The following is a 19,421-nucleotide window of genomic DNA, read 5'->3' on the forward strand; positions in this document are numbered from 1 at the left end:
CAAGTTGAAGTCGATCGTCCTATTCACGAGTTTTCGCTTGTTCGTTCGCTTTTCATTACTTCAGGTTCAGCGCGCCAAAACCGAACGTATTCTGATAGGAAAGCCCCGTCCGGTCATTCCAGATCGCGATGCTGTCGCGGTCCCCGTCGCCGTCTTCATCGTTATTCACCTGTACATCGAAGCCGATCATGCTGCCCGCCTTTGGCGGCGTTCCGTTCCAAGCAATGGAGGCTTCCACGATATAGCCCGTCGTCGTCCGCTTCACGGCCGATACCAGATTCCCGGCAAGCGCGGACGGACTCACGCTCTGTTCATTATCGAAGTTAATGCGGTATTGCCCGTCATCCGCTTGATACGAGGCGCTCGCCGCATTGTTCTGATCGACGAATATTTCCACCGAATCCTGCTCCCATACATTGGCGCTCGCTTTCGACAGCAGCGCATCGGTTACTTCGGCCAGCACATAGAGCCTTCCCGCATCCCACATTGTCCGTACGGTTGCCGTCGATCCGCTGTTGCCGCTTACCCAGCGCTCCGTCTTAATGGCTTTCGCTTGCTTCCATACGGCGTCGATCGTGCCGTCGACGACAGGCGTCCCTTTCGTCGCTTCCGTCAATTGCGGTCCTTCGGCCAGCTTCGCGACGCCGAATTTGGACGTATCCGTATCCTGCGAGCCGGTCCGATCGTTCCAGGATGTCGTCGTAACGGCGCTGCCCGATCGATCAACAATTCGCACGTCGAATCCGAGCTCTTTATCAATCGATAGTCCCGCAATCGAAATGGCCGCTTCAATCCGGTAGCCGCCATCGGTTTTAATCGTTTTGTATTCGGCCGTCTTCCCAGGATTGGCTCCGCTGCGCCGGAACGTATATTTCTTGTCGTCCGCTTCATAGGCGGTCGTCTTGCCGTTGTTGCCGTCGATAAATACCTCTATCGCGTCATTGCCGTTGTTCGTTGCATCCGATACGTCGACCGTGACGTAGAGCTTCTTCTTATCCCAGAGCAGCTTGAAGGTTCCCTTAGTAATATCCTGCTGCTGGATAGTCAACTGAGGCGTCCGATTCCAGATGGCCTCCAATTTGCCGTCGACCGCCACGGTCGCGCCGATCGCCGTCGCGCGCTGGGTTTCGACCGGCAGCTTGCTCGGATCGACGATCGCCCAGTAGGCGTACTTGGCCTGCAGCCGCTCATCGAACAAGAGCGGCCAGTTGTTGCGCGTAACCGGGAACGTTCTCAGCCAGGTGTTAAGGTCATCCTTGCCCCAGAAGATGACGGCCGTCAGCTGATCCGCGTGTTTCTTGAACACGTCGAAGATTTCCTTGTAGCGTTTCGCCTGCTTCAGTTGAAGCTCCAGCGGGAAAGTTTCATAGGCGTCCGCGTCATTCGTATACACGCTCATGTCCAGCTCGGTCACCTGCTGCTCGATGCCCAGATCGCGGAAGGCTTGGAACTGATCGTCAATTTCCTGCACCGTCGGATACTCGATGCCGATGTGCGTCTGGTGTCCGACGCCGTCGACCGGAATGCCTTTCGTCTTCAGACGCTTGATCAGATCATATAGATTTTGCCGTTTCTCCGGCATATTCGTGTTGTAATCGTTAATGAACAGCTTCGCGTCCGGATCCGCCTCGTGCGCATAGACGAACGCTTTCTCGATGAATTCCTCGCCGGCAATCTGATACCACAGACTGTTGCGAAGTCCGCCAGGCTGCTTATCGCCGGGCTCAAGCACTTCATTGACGACGTCCCAGGCGTAGATTTCCCCTTTGTACCGGCCGACCACGGTCTCGATATGTTTCTTCATCCGCGCGAACAAGAGCTCCTTGCTGGCCAGCTTGCCCTCCGCGTCATAGAACACCCAATTCGGGGTCTGACTGTGCCAAATCAGCGTATGGCCGCGCGACGCAATGCTGTTCGCTGTAGCAAAATCCACAATCTTGTCCGCGCGCGTGAAGTCGAATTGTCCTTCCTGCGGCTCCGTCGCGTCCCACTTGAGCTCATTGCCGGCGGTCAAGGAGTTAAAATGCTTCTGAAGGAGCTGCGCATCCGGCCCGTTCGGGTCCTGAATTTCATTCACGAGCAGCGCCGAGCCGAGCAGGAAATCATCGGCGAATACATCCTTAAGATTTGGTATATCCTTCTCGATCTCGATCGGCACCGGATCCGCTGCCCGCTCGATCGACACATCGTCCACGTAGAACGCAAGCGTCGGAGCGCCGAATGATTCGATATAGACGGCCAGCTGTTCGGCCGGATGCTGCAGCGTATACGAGCCGGATATTTTCACCCAAGCGCCGTCCGTTACGGTCTTGGCGGCCACGGCTTCATAGAATGCGCTCCCGTCCGTCTGCCGCTGCATGAGCATCGAGACATCCGAAGCCGGCTGTCCCGCCGGCAAACGCACCCAAGCGGATAAGGCGTACGTCGCCCCTTCCTGCATGTATGTCTTGAGATCCAGCGTTGGACCGTGCCAGCCCTCCGTTCGTCCGGTGACCGAGAGCCCGTATGCCCCCGAATGAGCGGCCGCCGCCTCGGCGGTCAATACCTCCGAGCCGCCTCGGCCGCTCCAGCTCTGTACGGTGCCGTCTTCGAAATCGGTTGCGACTCGCAAGGCCGGCGTCGCTTCGACGGCCTCCGCTTTCGTCTGCTTCGCAATTATGCCCACCGATACGCTTGTCAGCATGAGAGCGGTTGCAAGCATGAGCGAAAGACCGCGCTTCCATCCTTTCTTCATCACGAACTACACCTCGCCTTTCCACTTTTATTCCATAAAACCGCCCTCTGCGAGGACGCTTCCATGGCATCATTCGGACAGGCAGCCTGCCTGCACCCTCATAAAGTGTATCGCGTTCAAAAATCGGCAACTACCCGCCGATCGGCGTGAATATACCTGTTGAACCATTGGTCTGCTTACCCCTCCGGCGGAAGCAGCACGATGCGTCCCTCCTCCTTCTCCACGCGGACTTTGTTCGCGTTCTTGAAGCCCTCCGAGTCGAGGTAGCCTGCCGGAATTTGCAGCCGTCCCGCCTGATCGAGTACGGCATACTCGACATGACTCTCCTGCTCCTCTGCGGCATATTCGGCGTCCAGCTGCGCCAACTCGTCGGCATACGAGACCTTGCGGACCATTTCCGCCGACGTCTTGCCATCGCGGATCTGAACGACCCGGTCCACCTTGCGGGCCAGTTCCGGATCATGGGTCACGATGACAACCGTTATGCCGGTCGTCTGGTTCAGCGTCCGGAACAGATCGAGCACCTGATTGGACGTCTGGGTGTCCAGCGAGCCGGTGGGCTCGTCGGCCAGCAGCAGCTTCGGCTCGTTCGCCAGCGCGATGGCGATCGCCACCCGCTGCTGCTCGCCCCCGGATAGCTCGCTGAGCCGATTGTTCAGCCGATGGCTAAGACCGACGGCTTCCAGCAGCTCGATCGCCCGCGCACGGCGGCGTTTGCCCCGAAGCAGGATGGGCAGCTCCACATTTTCCAGCGTGGTCAGATACGGAATCAGGTTGCGCGCATTGCTTTGCCAGACGAAGCCGACCGTCTCGCGCTTGTATTTCACCAGTTCCCGCTCGTTCAAGCTCACAAGGTCCTTGCCGTCAACGAACAGCTTGCCGGCCGATGGTTTATCCAGGCCGCCCAGCATATTGAGCAGCGTTGACTTCCCGCTGCCGGAATTGCCGATGATCGCCATCAGCTCGCCGTCCTCGACTAGAAGATCGAGCCCCTGCAGGGCGACCACCTCCAAATCGGCCGTCTTGTAAATCTTCATTAATCCTTCGCTGCGAATCATCGCTTACTCCTCTCCGAGCTTCAGTGCTTGGGCAATTCGCGTCCGCGACAACCGATACCCGAGTATGAGCAGGCCGACCGTCAGCGTAAACCCGACGATGCCGTACAGCTGCACGTAATCGCGAAGCCGATAGACGACGGCGAACGGCGGCACCTGCTCCGTCGTCGCGAAGGATATCTCGAACAGCGGCACGAACAATTCGCTGGTCGCATTGCCGATGATAACGCCGATCAAGACCGCCGCCCCGGAGGTGAGGAACTGCTCGCTAACGAGCATGCCGATAATTTGCGGGAACGGAATGCCCATCGCGCGAAGCACCCCATATTGCAACGTTCTACCCGATAGATTGAGCAGCCAGAAGAGCAGGAAACCGAAGAAGCTGATCAGCATGGAAATGACGAAGCCAAGGGTCATGACGCCGTTGATCGCCAGGCGAAACGGATCGTTTTTGGAAGTAACGAGCTCTGCTCGGGCATCGCGGAGACTTGTGACGCTCAGCTTATTCGCCGCTAATTGGTCGTAGATCTGCTGGCTGGATACGCCATCCCGGAGCTTGAGCCATACTTCGTAAGGCTCGACGGCCAGTCGATTCTGAATCGCGGTTAAATGACCGACAACGAGATGAGGTATTGCCGCGTTGTCCGCTTCTCCCTCGCCGCCGGCAGGGAGCGGGTTCCAACTCGGCCAGTAGTCGACGATGCCATAAACGGTAAATTGCGCTTGATCAAGACCGTCCCAGGCGAGGCGAATCGGATCGCCCGGGGCCACCTTCGCTTCCTCGGCGAGCGACCGGGAGATGAGTACGGCCTTCGGGTTCGGCGCGATCACATTCAAATAGCTGTTGATCGGGTATTCCAACAGCCCGTTCTTCATCCAGGCCGTTCGGCCGAATTCCGCCGTATCGATGCCTAGCAGCGTCGCCGCGCCGCTGACCTTCTCGCTTCCGGCCGTGAAACGAGCTTCCTTCTTAAACACTCTTGCGGCTGCCTCCACGCCCTTCAGCTCCCGAAACGGCTGGAACGGCGGTTCCGTATATTGCGTCCTTCTCGTCTCCGCGATCCCAAGATCGGTCTGCGCCTGCTGCGCGCCGCCCGCGTAGACCGGGGCAGGCGCATCGCTCTCCCAACGCGTCGTTAGCGCCATATCGGCGCCGACGTTGTATCGGATTTTGCTTTCCATATTGTCATTGATCGTGCGGGCGGCATTGGCGCTGAAGAGGCCGGTTGCGACGGTCATGACGAGAAACACTTTGATGGTCAAATATTGCCCGGAAGAGCGGCTGATCTGAATCAGCGTGCTATATAGAGCTGGCGGCCATATGCCGCGCCCAGCCCGGAAGAGCAGACGGATCAACCACGGGTAAACCCGGAGGACGAGCATCCCGCCTCCCAGCGCGAACAGCGCCGGCATGAGAAACAAGAGCGGATCGACCTGCAGCGCCCCCTGATCGAGCGCGAGCCGCTTCAGATCCTCCTGCCTATTGTTAAAGTTGTACAGCAGATAGACCGCGATGCCGACAAGAACGAGGTCAAGGCCCGTCTTGTGCCAGAACGACATTTTCGTTAACCTTGCCATCTGCTGTTTATGGCCTACGATCGTGACGCGCGTCGCCATGAAGGCCGGGATGAGGATAAGCAGAATCGCTCCGGCTACCGCCAGCGCCGCGACTTTATAGGCTGTGCTGGTCAGCGTCACTTCCAGGGCGGAGCGCTGCACGAACGACAGGAAGCCGTTCGAGGCGCCGAGCAGCTTCGTGAACGTCACGCCAAGGAACGGCCCAACCGCCAGCGCGCCGCCTCCAAGCAGCAGGCTTTCCGCGGTGAACGACGCCATAATCTGCAGCCGGCTCGCTCCGCGGCTGCGGAGCACGGCAATCTCCGTCTTCTGCCGATCGATGACCAGATTCGCCGCCATGTACAGATAGAAAGCCAGCATCAGCATAACCGGGGCGTAGAGCGACAGCATCATGACGTCCAGCTTTTCCTGCTTGCCTGCATAGGAGGACACGGTCTCGCCGGCCGGGATGTTGATCTCGTCCACGCCGAGACGCCCGCGGAAATAACGCTTGATTTCTTTGCTCGCCTGCATGAACGCCTCGACGTGATCGACCGTCAGCTGATTGTAATTCAGCGCCAAGCGCCACTCCAGATCGGACACCCGAGCCTTGCCGCCAAGCGTAAATTCCTTCTCGAACTGCGCGAACGGAATCAGGAAGCCATCCGGCACTTCCGTGGTCAGGAACGGCAGATACGGATCGGCGGCCGGATCCGTATCGATAATGCCGACGGGGATGACGCGGAATCGTTCTCCTTCCGGCGACTCCGCGATCAGCTCTTCCGTCAGCTTCCGCTTGGCGGAGATCAGAAACTTTTGCGTAACCAGCGCTTCGAAGATGCCGTCTTCCCGAACTTCGGGCATCCGTCCGTCGATCAGGCGGACGCGCTTCTCCGCGTCGGATAACGCCTTGAAGCCGCCGGCCGTCTTCTGCGACTGTTTCTCCTGCCCAGTGGCATCCGCGCCGTACACCTTCATCCTCTGCGTGAACCGCTGCCGGTAGACGGACAGCGCCTCGAGCCCCATCCGCTGAGGAATCCGCTGCACGTACTGATCGGCACGGACGATCGCCGCCCTCGTCTTCTCGTCCATCTTCGACGCGGACACGGATGTACTGATTCTGACGAAGCCCGGATACGCGCCGCTTTGACTCTGGATGCGTTCCAGCTCCTTGATCAGCGTCCGCTGCAGAATGGCCTCCGAATAGAGCGGCATGGAACTGAATAAGGCTACGCATACCGTAAGGCCGAACCATAAATTCAGCTGCAGCCATTTATTCTTCGCCATCTTGCGGAGGATCATCGTCCATAAAGCCATGCGTACACCTCATTCTGGCGCCCGGTCGAACGCCGGGCATCTGTATCGCTTGCTTCGTGCTTTACATGTTACTGATTTACGATCACCTTGTCGCCTTCTTTCAACCCTTTGACGATCTCCACCTCGGTCGGCGTCGTCAAGCCGACTTCGACATCCACTTCTTTGCGAAGCTCGCCTTCCGATACCTGCACATAGAATCGGCCCATATAGGATCGAAGCGCCGAACGCGGCAGCACGATGGCATTCTCTCTCTTCTGCAGCTCGATGGTGATCTCGGCGCTATGTCCGATCTGTATTCCGGCCGGCGGATTGTCCATCCCGATCATAATCGTCACCGCGTTCTTCTCGGCCTTGGACGGGTCGGCGCCTGCCGGCACGTTCGAAGGCGACTGCAGTACTTTGCCGGCGTAATCCTTCCCTTTGTACTTCAGCCTGACCGGCATGCCCGCTTCGACCGGAAGCACGTCCTTCGAATTGGCCGCCGTATAGGTAAGCCGCATGCTGTTCGAATCCGCGACCGTTATGATCGGCTGATAGGCATTCACGCGCTCGCCGGTCTTTACCTGCTCGATGAAGATGACGGTCCCGGTAATCGGCGCATACAGTCGCGCCTTATCCAGCCGGCTTTCCATCGCGGCAAGCGACATTTTCTCCCGCTCCATATCGATTTCCTTCAGCCGAATTTCCGTGGCGCTCGCGTCGTTCGTCCTTGCTTGCCCGTAGAGCAGCTGCGTTCGTTCCACGCTTAGCCGCTGCAGCCCCAACTGCAAATCCAAATCCCCCGTCTCCAGCTCGCCGAGCAGTTCGCCGGCCTTCACCTCTTGACCGAGCGTGACGTTGATCGATTTCAGCTGTCCGCCATCCTTGAACGAGAGCGCCTTCACATTCGACGATTCGAAGGTCGCATTGCCTTTCAAGAACGTCTTGATACTGCCGCGTCCGACAGCCACAAGGTCCAATTCCTCCCGCGCCGGCTCCACGAGCGGCGGCTGAAGCACGACATCTTCGCGGGGAAGCAGCGAACACCCGGAGAGCGCAAGCATGGCAAGCAGCAGGATGGATGCAGGCTTCAAGCGGGCCGTCCGATTAGATAAGCGGTGCGTTATTCGTCGTCTGCGAACCAATTCTCCCATCCTCCAATGCAATCACGTGATCGACAAGTTCCATAATGCCGGGATCATGCGTCGTCAGAATTATCGTCATCCCGGCGTGATTCACCAGATCCCGAAAGACGCGCATCACCTGCAGCCCCATCTTGCTATCCAGCTCCGCGGTCGGCTCATCGGCAATCAACAAGCCCGGCTCATGCGCGATCGCGCGGGCAATCGCCACGCGCTGCTGCTCGCCGCCGGAGAGCTCCATCGGCCGATGCTTCATCCGCTCCTTCATGCCGACCCGCGCGAGCGCCCGCTCGGCTGCTTCCCGGTTGCCCCTCTTCGGCGTACCCGCGATCCGCAGACCGAATTCGACGTTCTCGTAGGCGGACATGAGCGGAATCAGCCCGAACGACTGGAACACCAGCCCGATCTGCTTGCGGCGCATAGCGCTCCGTTCGGCGCTGGACAACCCCGTAATTTCCTTTCCCCGCAGCAAGACTTGCCCTTCCGTCGGTTCGTCAAGCGCGCTTAATATATTGAGCAGCGTCGTCTTGCCCGATCCGGACCTTCCCTTTAGCGCGACCATCGCCCCGGCCGGAACCGTCAAATGAACGTCCGCGAGCGCCGTGACGGCGGCATTCCCTCTGCCGAACACCCGCTTGATGCCGATTGCCTGAAGAAGCGCTTCGCTCTCGGCTCCTCTTGGATTCTCTTCTAATGCGATCACGGCAATACCCCCTTGTTCACCCTTGCAGCTCTTGGTTGCGCTTTCATTATAAGAAAGCCGCTCGGCGCGCAACAACGTTCAATTCTTTACTTCGTAACCCGGAGATGACCTGTGGAGATGTAGATTATATAAGTTGAACTTGGATAACTTACAATCAAGTCGCTTCGCAACAGAGATGTTCTTACGATCGCTGTTGTTCTCGGATTCCTTGATTGAGATTCAATAGGGTAGGAATCCGTTCACAAAGGCGACCGCTGACGCTTCTCCAGATTCATCTCTTTGCTTCTCTTCTTGATTGTCTTATGAGTTCAACTTATATAACTGTTTTTATAAGAAAAAAAGAGAAGCCTCCTTGCCTCGGCTTCTCGCTATTTCTTGCTTGCTCGTCGCTAAATACAGCGAATCGCTATGCTTCCCTGCTATAACGGAAGTAATCGAAATCCGCACACCCTCCGCTTCGTACGGATGCATAGTTAAATAAACCGATCCGGTAGCCCATGAAGTGATCGAGCGTGTATTTCATCTCCAGCTGATCTCCGATCTGAATCCATGCCGCGCCATCCATGGAATAGTAGAAACGGGCGATGTCGGTGTTGTTGCGGAAATTAAAATCGATCTTCAAATAAATCCGCTTGCCCGCAAAACGAACCTGCTCCGCCGTTTCTTCGCCGCCGTCGCCGCGGTTGACGCACATCTCCACGCAAGGGTCGCCGTTCGCCGCGATTCGGATCCCTACCGTTCCGAAACGATTCTGCATCGCGACCAGACCGGCGTAATCGCCTGGCTTCATACGGGAGAAGTCCATGCGCGTACTGCCGCTGCAAGCTGGTCCCTCCGTGCGCTGGGTCAGCGTATTGCGGGCGAAGAGCACGCTGCTGGCTTGGCTCCCGGTCATCAGGCGCAGCCACCCCGGCCTTGCCGTCACGGACCAGAGCCGATTGTCCGGATTGTGGTTCCACTGCCAATTCAACGCCAATCGATTGTCGTCATACTCGAATTCATCGCTAATCACGAGCGGCTTCGCGCCAGATCTTGGCAGCGGCGCGTCGAACGCCTCCGGCACCGCGCCGTCCCGTCCGAAAACCGGCCAATCCTCGATCCAGGACACCGGGACGACGCATGGAATCCTCCCGACCGCGCCGTGATCCTGGAACAGCACCGCATACCAAGTACTGTCCGGCGCATCCACGATCCCGCCTTGCGCGACGCCGTTGTTGAAATACCCCATGTCGTCATCGAGCACCACTTTGCGTTCGTAAGGACCCTGAAGCGCCCGAGATCGATAACAGATCTGTCTGCGCCGGCCGTTCCCGGTTCTTGGCCATTCAATAAAGAACAGATAATAGTAGCCATTCCGCTTATAAGCATGGCAGCCCTCGCAGCGCAGACCGATCCCGTCCCGCTCCGTCTCCAGCAGCTGCTGGTTAATGCCATCTTTCTTCAGCTCGGTGGCGTCCGACGTCAGCTCCACAATTCGAATATTGCCGTTGCCATGGAACACGAACACGCGGCCATCATCGAATAACAGGGCCGGATCATGGTGGAGACCTAAAATGACGGAGCGCTCCCATTGTCCGTGCTCGATATCGGTTGTCCGGTATATATAGAACCGGTTCATATCGAGACTGGAGAAACATACATAGAACGTGCCCTCATGCTCGCGCAGACTTGCGGCCCACGCGCCTTTGCCATAGACGTATTGGCCATTGCGCAAATGATGGGCATCGTTGTCCTCAAGCGTCTCGTACACGTAATTGACAATCTCCCAGTCCATAAGGTTCTCCGACTTCATGATTGGGCATCCGGGCATCGAATGCATGCTCGTGCTGACCATATAGTAGGTCGTTCCCACTCGGATGACGCTGGGGTCCGGAACATCCGCCCATATGACCGGGTTCCTGATGACGGTTCCGCTGACCTCGTTCGCCGTACTGTTCATCGTTCGTTCACTCCTTGCCTATGCATTGCTATTGGAATTGATTTCATCGTTTTTTCATCTACTCGCCTTTGTTACGGAAATTTTAGCTCTTACGCAGCCAGACAACAACCTGTCGAACCTTGTATAGTCACCTGGCAATATATAGAGCATGATTGGGCACGAACGTAAAAAAGCAGTCCCAGTCGGAACCGCCAATGTCAATTATAGACAACTTGCAACCACATCAAAGGCTTGATCGGAGTTAATCTTGCGCAAAGGTAAACGAAAATGAACCCGGCTTACTGATCGCCCGATGCAGGATGATGAGAAGCCTCAATGCCATATCGCCTTTATGGTTCAGCTTATACCCGCCGCGTACGCGATCTACGAACTTCTTCCGTCAGCTTTCCCAGCTCTGCCCTGATTTGCGGCAGAACGTGCTGCAGTTCGCCGCCTCTGCCAAGCAAATAATCCGTGGTACAGCCGAGGAAGTCGGCGAGCTTCGCCAACAGCGAGATATCCGGTAATGAATCTCCATTTTTGCTGAAGGTATGGAGGTGTGTTCAACCTCTCGACAGCTGGTTGCATTAGCCATACCGCCTGTTGAGCATGAAGGTTCCCGATTACTCTTCGCCGAGATTCAGAGACTGGGCGATCCGGGTCTGCGACAAACGGAAATGAGATAATCGACAGATCGTCATCCCAGAAAAGCAGACAAAAACTCATAGTCCTCCCACAGTTCGCTGAACTCTTCCTGCTCGAGGAACATGTGCTTATATCTTAAGCGCAGGCCCCCGTTTCCTTTCACCTTCGTTTCGGCTAACCTAAGATGATGCAGCGCGGCGATCCTGTCCCGCTGCTCGACCCCATACACAGATCGCATAATAATAATGCGTGATCCCGGTGCCTTGGTTATGAAGCGCATATTCAAACAACGGCATTGCCTGCCTATAACGCTTCTCCCATATCAGACAAGCGCCGGTATCATGTGCCATATCGCAGACTTTCTCCAAAGCTGCTGAATCGTTTGTGTTGTTATACTTGTTGATCTCACGGATGATAACCATCATCGCTTCATTCACCGTCTTTTCATAAGTCAACCAGTCGCCTAATGCGCTGGATAGCGCCAACCGATAAGACATCAAACGAACGAGAAAATTCGTATACTCCGCCCATAATAGATCTTCGTGTATGATGCAGCTGAATCGTTCGATCTCTACATACGCCTCCGAGTGCTTGTTTGCATGGAAAATGAGAAGGCCTGTTGCCGTTTCAACATACAAGATGCGAGAATGACGATTTGCAGCGGTTGGCTCAACGCATTGAATAAGCTCGACATAAATGGTAAACCACGCGTCTGCCTGCCCTTCTTGTACCCAACCAATCGCTTGCGTGCTATCATGCATGACCTTCAGCCAATCGTCTGGCGGCATGTGTTTCTTTGCCCACTTTAGAAACCGCTTCTGTTCATCTATCATTGCCTTGTACTGTATTAATAGCGCGAGATTGTCGACAAGCTCCCAGTTCGCCCAGAATTGATCTTCCATCCGCTTCGACGCGTTGATATTCAAGAAGGCGCGCATTAAAGCCAAACGCTTATGCAAACCCTCGTCCCCCAAATATCCGAATATCCGATGTGCTAACCGGACACATTCGATCGTATAGTTGGTCTCCTCAAGCTCCTTATGGATCTGCTTACAAGCCGCTTTTAACAGCACTTCATGTAAAGCCGAAGGTTCAGTCTCCGTGGCAGTCATGAATTCGTTAAACAGGAATTCTGCATGCATGCGCGGCACCTCCTTTATCCGTACGGAAACAAAAGGCCGCCGATCATGCCGGCAGCCTTTACAAGATGTCAAGTTCTTTACTGTTCGTCCTTACTAGCCAAACTGCCAATGCCCCAGCTTAAACAGCTTCGCGCCCGGCTCCCCTTTGAACACCAGGTACAAATCGCGTACGCCTTGGGCGCCCGTTACTTTGGTGTCCTCTTCCATCCACGCCGCATCGCTTGCGGCCGGTACGTCCAGCGTGCCGATCAGCTCCCCGTCCGCTTGATCCAGACGAAGCTCGATCGAGCCTCCCGCTTCGCTTAGGAAGGATGCTTGGAACGAGGAGGCGCCCGCCGCGCCGAAATTCACGCGGGACAACGCGATCCAGTCCCCGTTATCAATATCGGCCACGGCCTGCACGGAATTCGACGGGTCTCCGGCGCGAACAATCGATTCCGTCGTCACGCCCGCGCTCCAGGCCATCGTTGCCGCCGCTGCGCGGACGTACGGATCGAAATCCTTCGTCTGCCGGACGCCCTCATAATCCGCTTGAATCTCCAGGATCGCGCCGTCGTGGAAAACGACCTGATTCAGATGCGTGGAACGATAGCCGTTCGATACGCCGAGCGCTTTCGATAACGTCTGGGCATGGTAGGCGATATACCAAGCGTCGCCGAACGAGAAGACGGCATGGTGATTGTTGCCGCCGACGCCGAAGAAGCGCTCCGGATTTTTGAGGATCGAGCCGTGGTACGTCCAAGGGCCCATCGGATTATCGCTCGTCATGTACGCGATTTCCCCTGCCGGCGGACTGCCTTCCGCGCGCTCGCCTTTGAAGAAGTTCGAGCAGTATGTATAGTAATAAGTCCCTCCGACTTTATTGATGCCCGCATCCTCGAACATATAAGGAGCCGGGATCGTTACGGCCTCGCCGACCACGCTGATCATATCGTCGCCGAGCCGCATGACGCGAGCCGTATCGGGCCGCTCGTCCTTTCCTTCGGGGACCCCGCCGCCAAAGTAAATATAGGCGCTCCCATCGTCATCCACCAGAACGGCAGGATCAAACAGCCACGTTACCGCTTCGACGCCCGGCGTCGATCTCAAGATTAACGCTTCGCCGAGCGGGTCGACCCATGGGCCGATCGGGCTGTCGCTCGTCAGCACGCCGATGCCGCTCGCATTGTTGGCGAAGTACAGGAAGAATCTATCCTTGCCTTCAATCACCTTGTGTGCCGCCGCCGGCGCCCACGATTGCGTCGCCCACTTCGCCGCCCCTTCCGGTCCGGCCGCAACGATGTTGCCATGATCGGTCCAGTTCACCAGATCGTCGGAGGAGATGACCCCGATTTTGTTGATATTGCCATAGGTATTGTCCTTCACGTTGCCATCGGCATCATATTCCAGCACATCGTTCGTCATATACAGATAGACGCGTCCATCGAAGACCAATGCATAAGGGTCTGCACCGAATTTGTGGGACACGAGCGGGTTGCCGGCGTGCGGAATTTTGCCCACCGCTGCGGTGAAGGGGGTCGGATTGGCTTGATTCATGAATAAACTCCTCCTTATATATGTCTATTAACATGAGAAAACTTGGTTTAGAGAATAGGAAGACCCGCTTCCTCTTGCTCTTCCTTAAGACCGGGCAACGCTCCGTCTTATTAGCCGGGTAGGCCGCGAAGACGACAGTCGGCATTGGTATGGTTCTGACCTGTCGTCCCCTTCCGCTTTCTAACCCGCATGGTACGAATCCCGGTATTCCTGCGGCGTCATCCCGGTCGCCTTCTTGAAGAACCGCGTGAAGGAATGCGCGGCTTCATAGCCCACGTAGACGGACACCTCGCGAACCTTCAGCTCGCTTGCCTTGAGCAGCTCCTTGGCTTGGCGAAGCCGACACTGATCGATATATTCCGATAAATTGATCCCCTTCTCCTGTTTAAAGAAACGGGATAGGTAGGACGGATTGAAGTAATTGATTTCGGCCAGCCGAACCAGGGACAAATCCTCGCTCAAATGCGCTTCGATGTATTGGCAGATCCGGTCGATCACCGAGGTCGCTTTTTCGGCTTCGTCCTGTTGCTTGAAGCTGAACAGGCGATCCGCAATCTGATTCAAATAATGAATCCCTTCCTTTAAAGACGGGTGCTCATCCAGACGCATCAGCTTGCCGTAATCCCCAAACTGCTCTTGCAGCCCGGAGCGGTTGATCGCGGACAGCAGCACGAGCGCAATGGAATAATAGGCTTCTACCGTTCGCTGCACATTCGCGCAGGGATGGAGCATGCAGCCTGTCATGTCCGCCAGCGTTTCGTAAAATCGCTCTCGCTTGCCGGCTTCCAGGTGCGCCGCCAGCACCTCCGCCTTCTGGGCAATCCGGCCGGTATCCTTCTGTTCGGAAGGCACCTCCCGCTCGATCCGATCGGTCGTAATCAGAGGCAGTCCGTCGGCCAGCTTCATCTGCTGCAGCTGGCGAAGGCGCTCGGCCTGCTTGGTGATCGAAGCCCATTCGCAGGACGAGCTGCCGATGATGAAGGTGATCGTCAGATTCAACGATTCTAAGCACGTCTCGGATATAAGCTCCAGCGTTCCTTGCAGATATCGGATCAGGTGGCCGTAGAACTTCTCTTCCGCTTCCTCGGAAGGCTGCAGCAGCCACAACAAATCCCCATGCTTGTCGACGATGCCGATATGACGGGTCTGCCCCGAGAAATACGAATTCCAGATCATTCTCGCCTGGCTCACCATCTCGCTGCGTTCGGAATAGGTCGTCCCTTCCGGGTAGGCCAGCTGAGCGCTGACCATCGCGACCGGAAGCGTCGGCTCCAACGGCATGTTCAGCTTGCGAAATTCGTCCACGAGGACATCGCGGTCTTGGCAAAGCACATGGCTCTCCTGAAGCAGATGGCGGATATAGTCGCCTTGCGCCGCGAATTCCAGCGCGTACCGCTGCTCCAACGACTGCTCGACTAACGCGCTCATCTGCGTGCCGTGGTGAATCTCCCGGATGACGTCCTGCACGACCTCCGTGACTTTGCCATAGCCTTCCGTCTTGAGCAAATACCGGGCATTCTGCATTTGAATCGCTTGATACGCGTAATCGAATTCGCTGTAGCCGGTCAGGAAGACGATCTTGCACCGTGGCCAGTACATCCGGATTTCTTCGGACAGCTCAAGGCCGCTCATGCCCGGCATGCTAATATCCGTCAGCACGATATCGATCCGGGTCCGCTGCAGCCACTGGAGCGCTTCTTTGCCGGAATAAGCTTTGCAGACGTCCAGTTTGTCCGGCATCAACTTGTGGAACACCTCGAATAGTCCATCCGTAATGATATCTTCATCATCGACGATGAGCAGCCTAAGCAATCCAATCCTCCTCCTTCGCCTTGATTCGAATGACGACCTTTAACCCCTTAAGGTCGCTTCTGGATAGAAACAAACCGCTCTCTTCGCCATAGGTTAACGCGATTCGCCTGTGAATGTTGATCATGCCCGTCATCTCGAACGATTCCGGCGTGCTGGACAGCCGCTTGCTTAACGCATCGATCCGGTCGTCGTCGAGGGCGACTCCGTTATTCTCCACGATGATGCGCGCCTCCGCTTCATCCAGCTCGAAGGTGACGCGAAGTTGGCCTTCGCCATCCATTTTCTCCAGGCTGTGCTCATAGGCATTCTCGATAATCGGCTGAATGATGAGACGGGGCACCCGGATGTTCGCCATTTCGGCCGGCAGCTCGTCGAATCGGACCTTGATCCGCCTGGAGAACCGCAGCGTCTGAATATCGGTATACATCCGGGAATGCTTGACTTCCTCGGACAACAGGACATTATCCTCGCTATTGCGCGTGATGAACCGGAAGTATTCGCCAAGCATATTCGTGAACAGCTCGATCCGGTCCGTATCTCCGGTTCTGGCCAAGGAATTGAGAATGAAGAAGCTATTGTATAGGAAGTGCGGATTGATTTGCGACTGCAGTTGCTTGAGCTCCGCCTTCTGCATCATCAGCTTCTGCTTGAAATCCTGATCGATCAGCGCCTGCAATTTCTTCAGCATGTGGTTGAAGCGATGATACAAGTAGCCGAATTCATCTTTCTGTTCATGCTCGATCGGAATATCCAATGCACCTCCTTCCATTCGTCTGAAGCTTTGAACGAGAACCAGCAGCGGTTTATGTACGAAACGATATGTCGAATATGCATAAATGACGATCGCCACGAAAGACATAATGGCGAACAACCAGGCCCACGTCTCGAATTTGCTGAGCGGTCTGCCGACGGTTTCCTCCGGTAGGAAGGTCACGATGGATACGCCTAATTTATCGGAGTAGGCTCGGTTAAAGTGATAGACGCCGTCCTCCAGATCCAGCAATAAAGTACTGGCCTTGCCGTGCTCGACCGCCTTCAAATATTGCCGCATCAGCGCGTCTGCCTGCCGATCGCTTGCGAGCGTATAGCCTGCATTGTCGACAATGAGGAACGATCCGCTTTCCGGATACATGTTGAGCTGCGCGAGCGATTCCTTCAGCTTCTCCGGGTCCAGCTCGATCTGCACGATGAAGATTGGATCCTTATCGCGCTTACCGCTGTCTTTCGCCGCGCTGAGATGAAGCGCGTTATTCCAGACCAGCAGCCGGCTTTCTTTCTTGTCCAGCGCGCTTTTCAGATATCTGAAGCTCTCCTCGTCGAAATCGTTCACGTCATGGGCAGCCGAGACGGTCTTCCGAATGGTCTGTAGATGAATGAACACATCCTTGATATAAGGGCTGCTATTCTTGATGGAGGTCAGCCGGTGCTTCAAGTAATTCATGCCCGTCGTTCTTTCGATGCTGTCCATCATCTCCCACGTAATGGCGAGCTTGTTCAGGTCATTGTCCTGAAGCAGATCATACTGCTGGATCTCCAGCCATTCCATCTCGCGGTTGACGTCCTCCAAATAGTAATTCAGCTGCATCAGCGTCGCCCGCGATATCTCCTGGCTTGCATTCTTGTAGCTCCAGTTATACAAGTACACGCCTAATAGGATGATCGGCAGGATGACAATTAAGTAGGTTAGAACTAACCGGATGAAAATCGTATTGCGAAACGAATTAACGGGGAATCTGAGCAAGTAAACGCCTCCGTTGCTGCTTGATGCCTGGATGAGATTCTGATGATTCAAGGTTTGCGGCTTACCATCGCCTGATTGACTTCCGCCGTCATTTGATCGCCCCCCAGCTTGCGCCATTCTGCCGCAAACCGGTCGAACTCTTCGATGGGTCGGCCAAGGATGATATTTCGGAACGCTTCGATTTGTAGGTTGCGAAGCACCGTTTCTTTCTCGATCACCGTTGCCGTCGGCGGGCCGGTGAAACTTTCATACGACAGCTGGTCATGCTCGATATATTGTTCAAGCACCGAGAAGGCGCCTTCCGGGCCATAGGTCCGTTCCCAGCCCCAGCCGGTTTCGCGATCCGCGCCCCCGGCTTTATAGACTTCGATGTTTTTGTGGATCGCTTTCGCTTCATCCTTTAATAGGGAGGTATCTCCCGTCCGGCGCGCTACCTCTACTTGGCGGAAAGCCTCCAAATTCTTCATGAGCGGATACGGCGTGACGGGCGACAACTTCCAGACCGGCTGCGGCGTGCTGTAGTACGTTTCGTATTCGGCCGTTTCGCCCCAGTTCTTCTCCAGATGCAAATTCATGAGCTTCACGAGCGCTTCCGGATGCTCGTAGCTTTTTTTGACCGCCAAATACTGATAAGTGCTGAACGGCAGCGGGACCTTCGGCTTCTCGCCGGAAACCGAGACGATGGGGAACGCCTGCCACTCGGCCGCGATTGCGCCGTCCTTGCGGCTGGATTGCGCGACGAACGAACCCCACTGCACGCCATAGAACATCCCGAGCTTGCCGGATGCAATTAATTTCCCTTCCTGCTCGCCATCCTTGAAGCCGAAATCGGCATCGATTTGACCGCTCCGGTACATCTCTTGCAGCGCCTTCAGCGCCGACTTCGCCTCGGGCTGAATGCCGCCGTAGACCAGTTTGCCGGATGCATCTTTGATCCACATCGTAGGCGATGCGCCATAGCCGGCCATAAATCCGCCGATGCCCATTACGGGATCCCACAAATATTGCGTAAGCGCGAGGCCGTATGTATCGTCCACGCCGTTTTGATCCGGGTCATTTTCTGTAAACGCTTTCGAAATCATCAATACGTCATCCATTGTACTGGGCGGTTGCAAGCCGAGCCGATTCAACCAATCGGTGCGTATCCATAGAAACATCGCCCCCTCGATCGAAGAGCTCGTGTCCGGGATGGCCATCAGTTTGCCGTCGATCGTCGCCGAATCGAACGGTCCCGTTCCTTCCTCGCTTAGCACCTTCTTGGTCAGCGGCGTAGCGTAGGTATCGAACACGTCGGTCAACTCTTGAATCATGCCCTGGTTGGTGAGCGTTCGCAGCTGCTCCGCATTGACTTTGACGACATCCGGGATATTCCCCGAGGCTAACGCGACGCCCAGTTTCTGCCTGTACAGATCGCCTTGTTCGACCCAATCATATTTGATCTTGATGCCGAGCGCCTCTTCATAAAGCCGCGTCCATCTATTGTCCGCGACCGTCTCGCCCGGCAGCGCTTTCATTAACTCGTCTTCGCCCTCTCTGACGAACGTCAGCTCGATCGGCGGATCATACTTGCTAAGCCCCGTGTCCGGATATGCGGTCTCTTGCTCTTCTTCCTCCGTATGGTTATGATCGCATGCAACCAGCAGCTGCACGGACAAACAGGCGGCAAGCATGAGCTTGACCTTCTTCATGACAGGATACCGCAACAGGTTAACCCCATTTCAGTGAATGATATCCGCAGGCGATATGCTTACATTATGGAAGCTGCGGCCTTGCTGCACAATAAGCATCTCTTTGTTTCGTTACCCGTTCTTTACTTAAAATACGATTCGTATTCCGAATCTCCTTCTTGGGCTGCGTGAACGCCCTCCCCCTTCCCCCTCCGCTGCAATGCTCCTCCCTCCCCCTTCCCCCTCCGCTGAGGGGAACCAAAGGGCTTCGCCCTCTGGACTCCCTTCTTCGTTCAGCCACCATTGTTCGCGGTCGGCGGGTGGGCTTGAGCGGGGCACGCTTTTGTCCTGTCGGACAAAGCTTCAGTAGGTTTTGATGTCAGTCTTAAGACATAAGCCTGTCAACTTTGGCCACGTCACCTTTGGACGCTGCTAATTAGCGTGACTCGGTACGCGGTCGTCTCCGATGTGTC

Annotated in this window: 11 protein-coding genes; all 11 read right to left on the reverse strand. The window is 55.9% G+C overall.

From position 1 onward, the window contains the following. Positions 1 to 55: 55 nt before the first annotated feature. A complete protein-coding gene (locus BCM02_RS11505; RefSeq protein ID WP_148929190.1) occupies positions 56 to 2,734 on the reverse strand; it encodes an endo-1,4-beta-xylanase in 2,679 nt (892 codons plus the stop codon). Between the two features lie 176 nt (positions 2,735 to 2,910). Then, entirely contained in the window at positions 2,911 to 3,792 is an 882-nt protein-coding gene (locus tag BCM02_RS11510) for an ABC transporter ATP-binding protein (protein WP_148929191.1), read from the reverse strand. Between the two features lie 3 nt (positions 3,793 to 3,795). Continuing rightward, on the reverse strand, positions 3,796 to 6,663 hold the full coding sequence (locus BCM02_RS11515; RefSeq protein WP_148929192.1) for an ABC transporter permease: 2,868 nt from the start codon (positions 6,661 to 6,663) through the stop codon (positions 3,796 to 3,798). Positions 6,664 to 6,731: 68 nt separating this feature from the next. After that, on the reverse strand, positions 6,732 to 7,787 hold the full coding sequence (locus BCM02_RS11520; protein WP_148929193.1) for an efflux RND transporter periplasmic adaptor subunit: 1,056 nt from the start codon (positions 7,785 to 7,787) through the stop codon (positions 6,732 to 6,734). After that, positions 7,750 to 8,484: an ABC transporter ATP-binding protein gene (locus tag BCM02_RS11525; protein WP_148929273.1), complete on the reverse strand. Its 735-nt coding sequence runs from the start codon at positions 8,482 to 8,484 to the stop codon at positions 7,750 to 7,752. Before BCM02_RS11525 ends, BCM02_RS11520 begins: the two co-directional genes overlap by 38 nt. A 409-nt stretch (positions 8,485 to 8,893) precedes the next feature. Beyond that, entirely contained in the window at positions 8,894 to 10,426 is a 1,533-nt protein-coding gene (locus tag BCM02_RS11530; protein WP_148929194.1) for a glycoside hydrolase family 43 protein, read from the reverse strand. Between the two features lie 803 nt (positions 10,427 to 11,229). After that, positions 11,230 to 12,192, reverse strand: a complete 963-nt coding sequence (locus BCM02_RS11535) for a hypothetical protein (protein WP_148929195.1) — start codon at positions 12,190 to 12,192, stop codon at positions 11,230 to 11,232. Between the two features lie 93 nt (positions 12,193 to 12,285). Beyond that, positions 12,286 to 13,728: a glycoside hydrolase family 43 protein gene (locus BCM02_RS11540; protein WP_148929196.1), complete on the reverse strand. Its 1,443-nt coding sequence runs from the start codon at positions 13,726 to 13,728 to the stop codon at positions 12,286 to 12,288. 180 nt (positions 13,729 to 13,908) lie between these two features. Beyond that, positions 13,909 to 15,540, reverse strand: coding sequence for a response regulator transcription factor (locus BCM02_RS11545; protein ID WP_148929197.1), 1,632 nt, complete (start codon positions 15,538 to 15,540; stop codon positions 13,909 to 13,911). Beyond that, complete coding sequence (locus BCM02_RS11550) at positions 15,533 to 17,281, reverse strand: sensor histidine kinase (protein ID WP_246183332.1); 1,749 nt, start codon at positions 17,279 to 17,281, stop codon at positions 15,533 to 15,535. The genes BCM02_RS11545 and BCM02_RS11550 overlap by 8 nt, the downstream gene beginning before the upstream one ends. Before the next feature lie 47 nt (positions 17,282 to 17,328). Continuing rightward, a complete protein-coding gene (locus BCM02_RS11555; protein WP_246183333.1) occupies positions 17,329 to 18,969 on the reverse strand; it encodes an extracellular solute-binding protein in 1,641 nt (546 codons plus the stop codon). Positions 18,970 to 19,421: the final 452 nt, after the last annotated feature.

This window comes from Paenibacillus methanolicus (assembly GCF_008124765.1).
Lineage (GTDB): Bacteria > Bacillota > Bacilli > Paenibacillales > Paenibacillaceae > Paenibacillus_Z > Paenibacillus_Z methanolicus.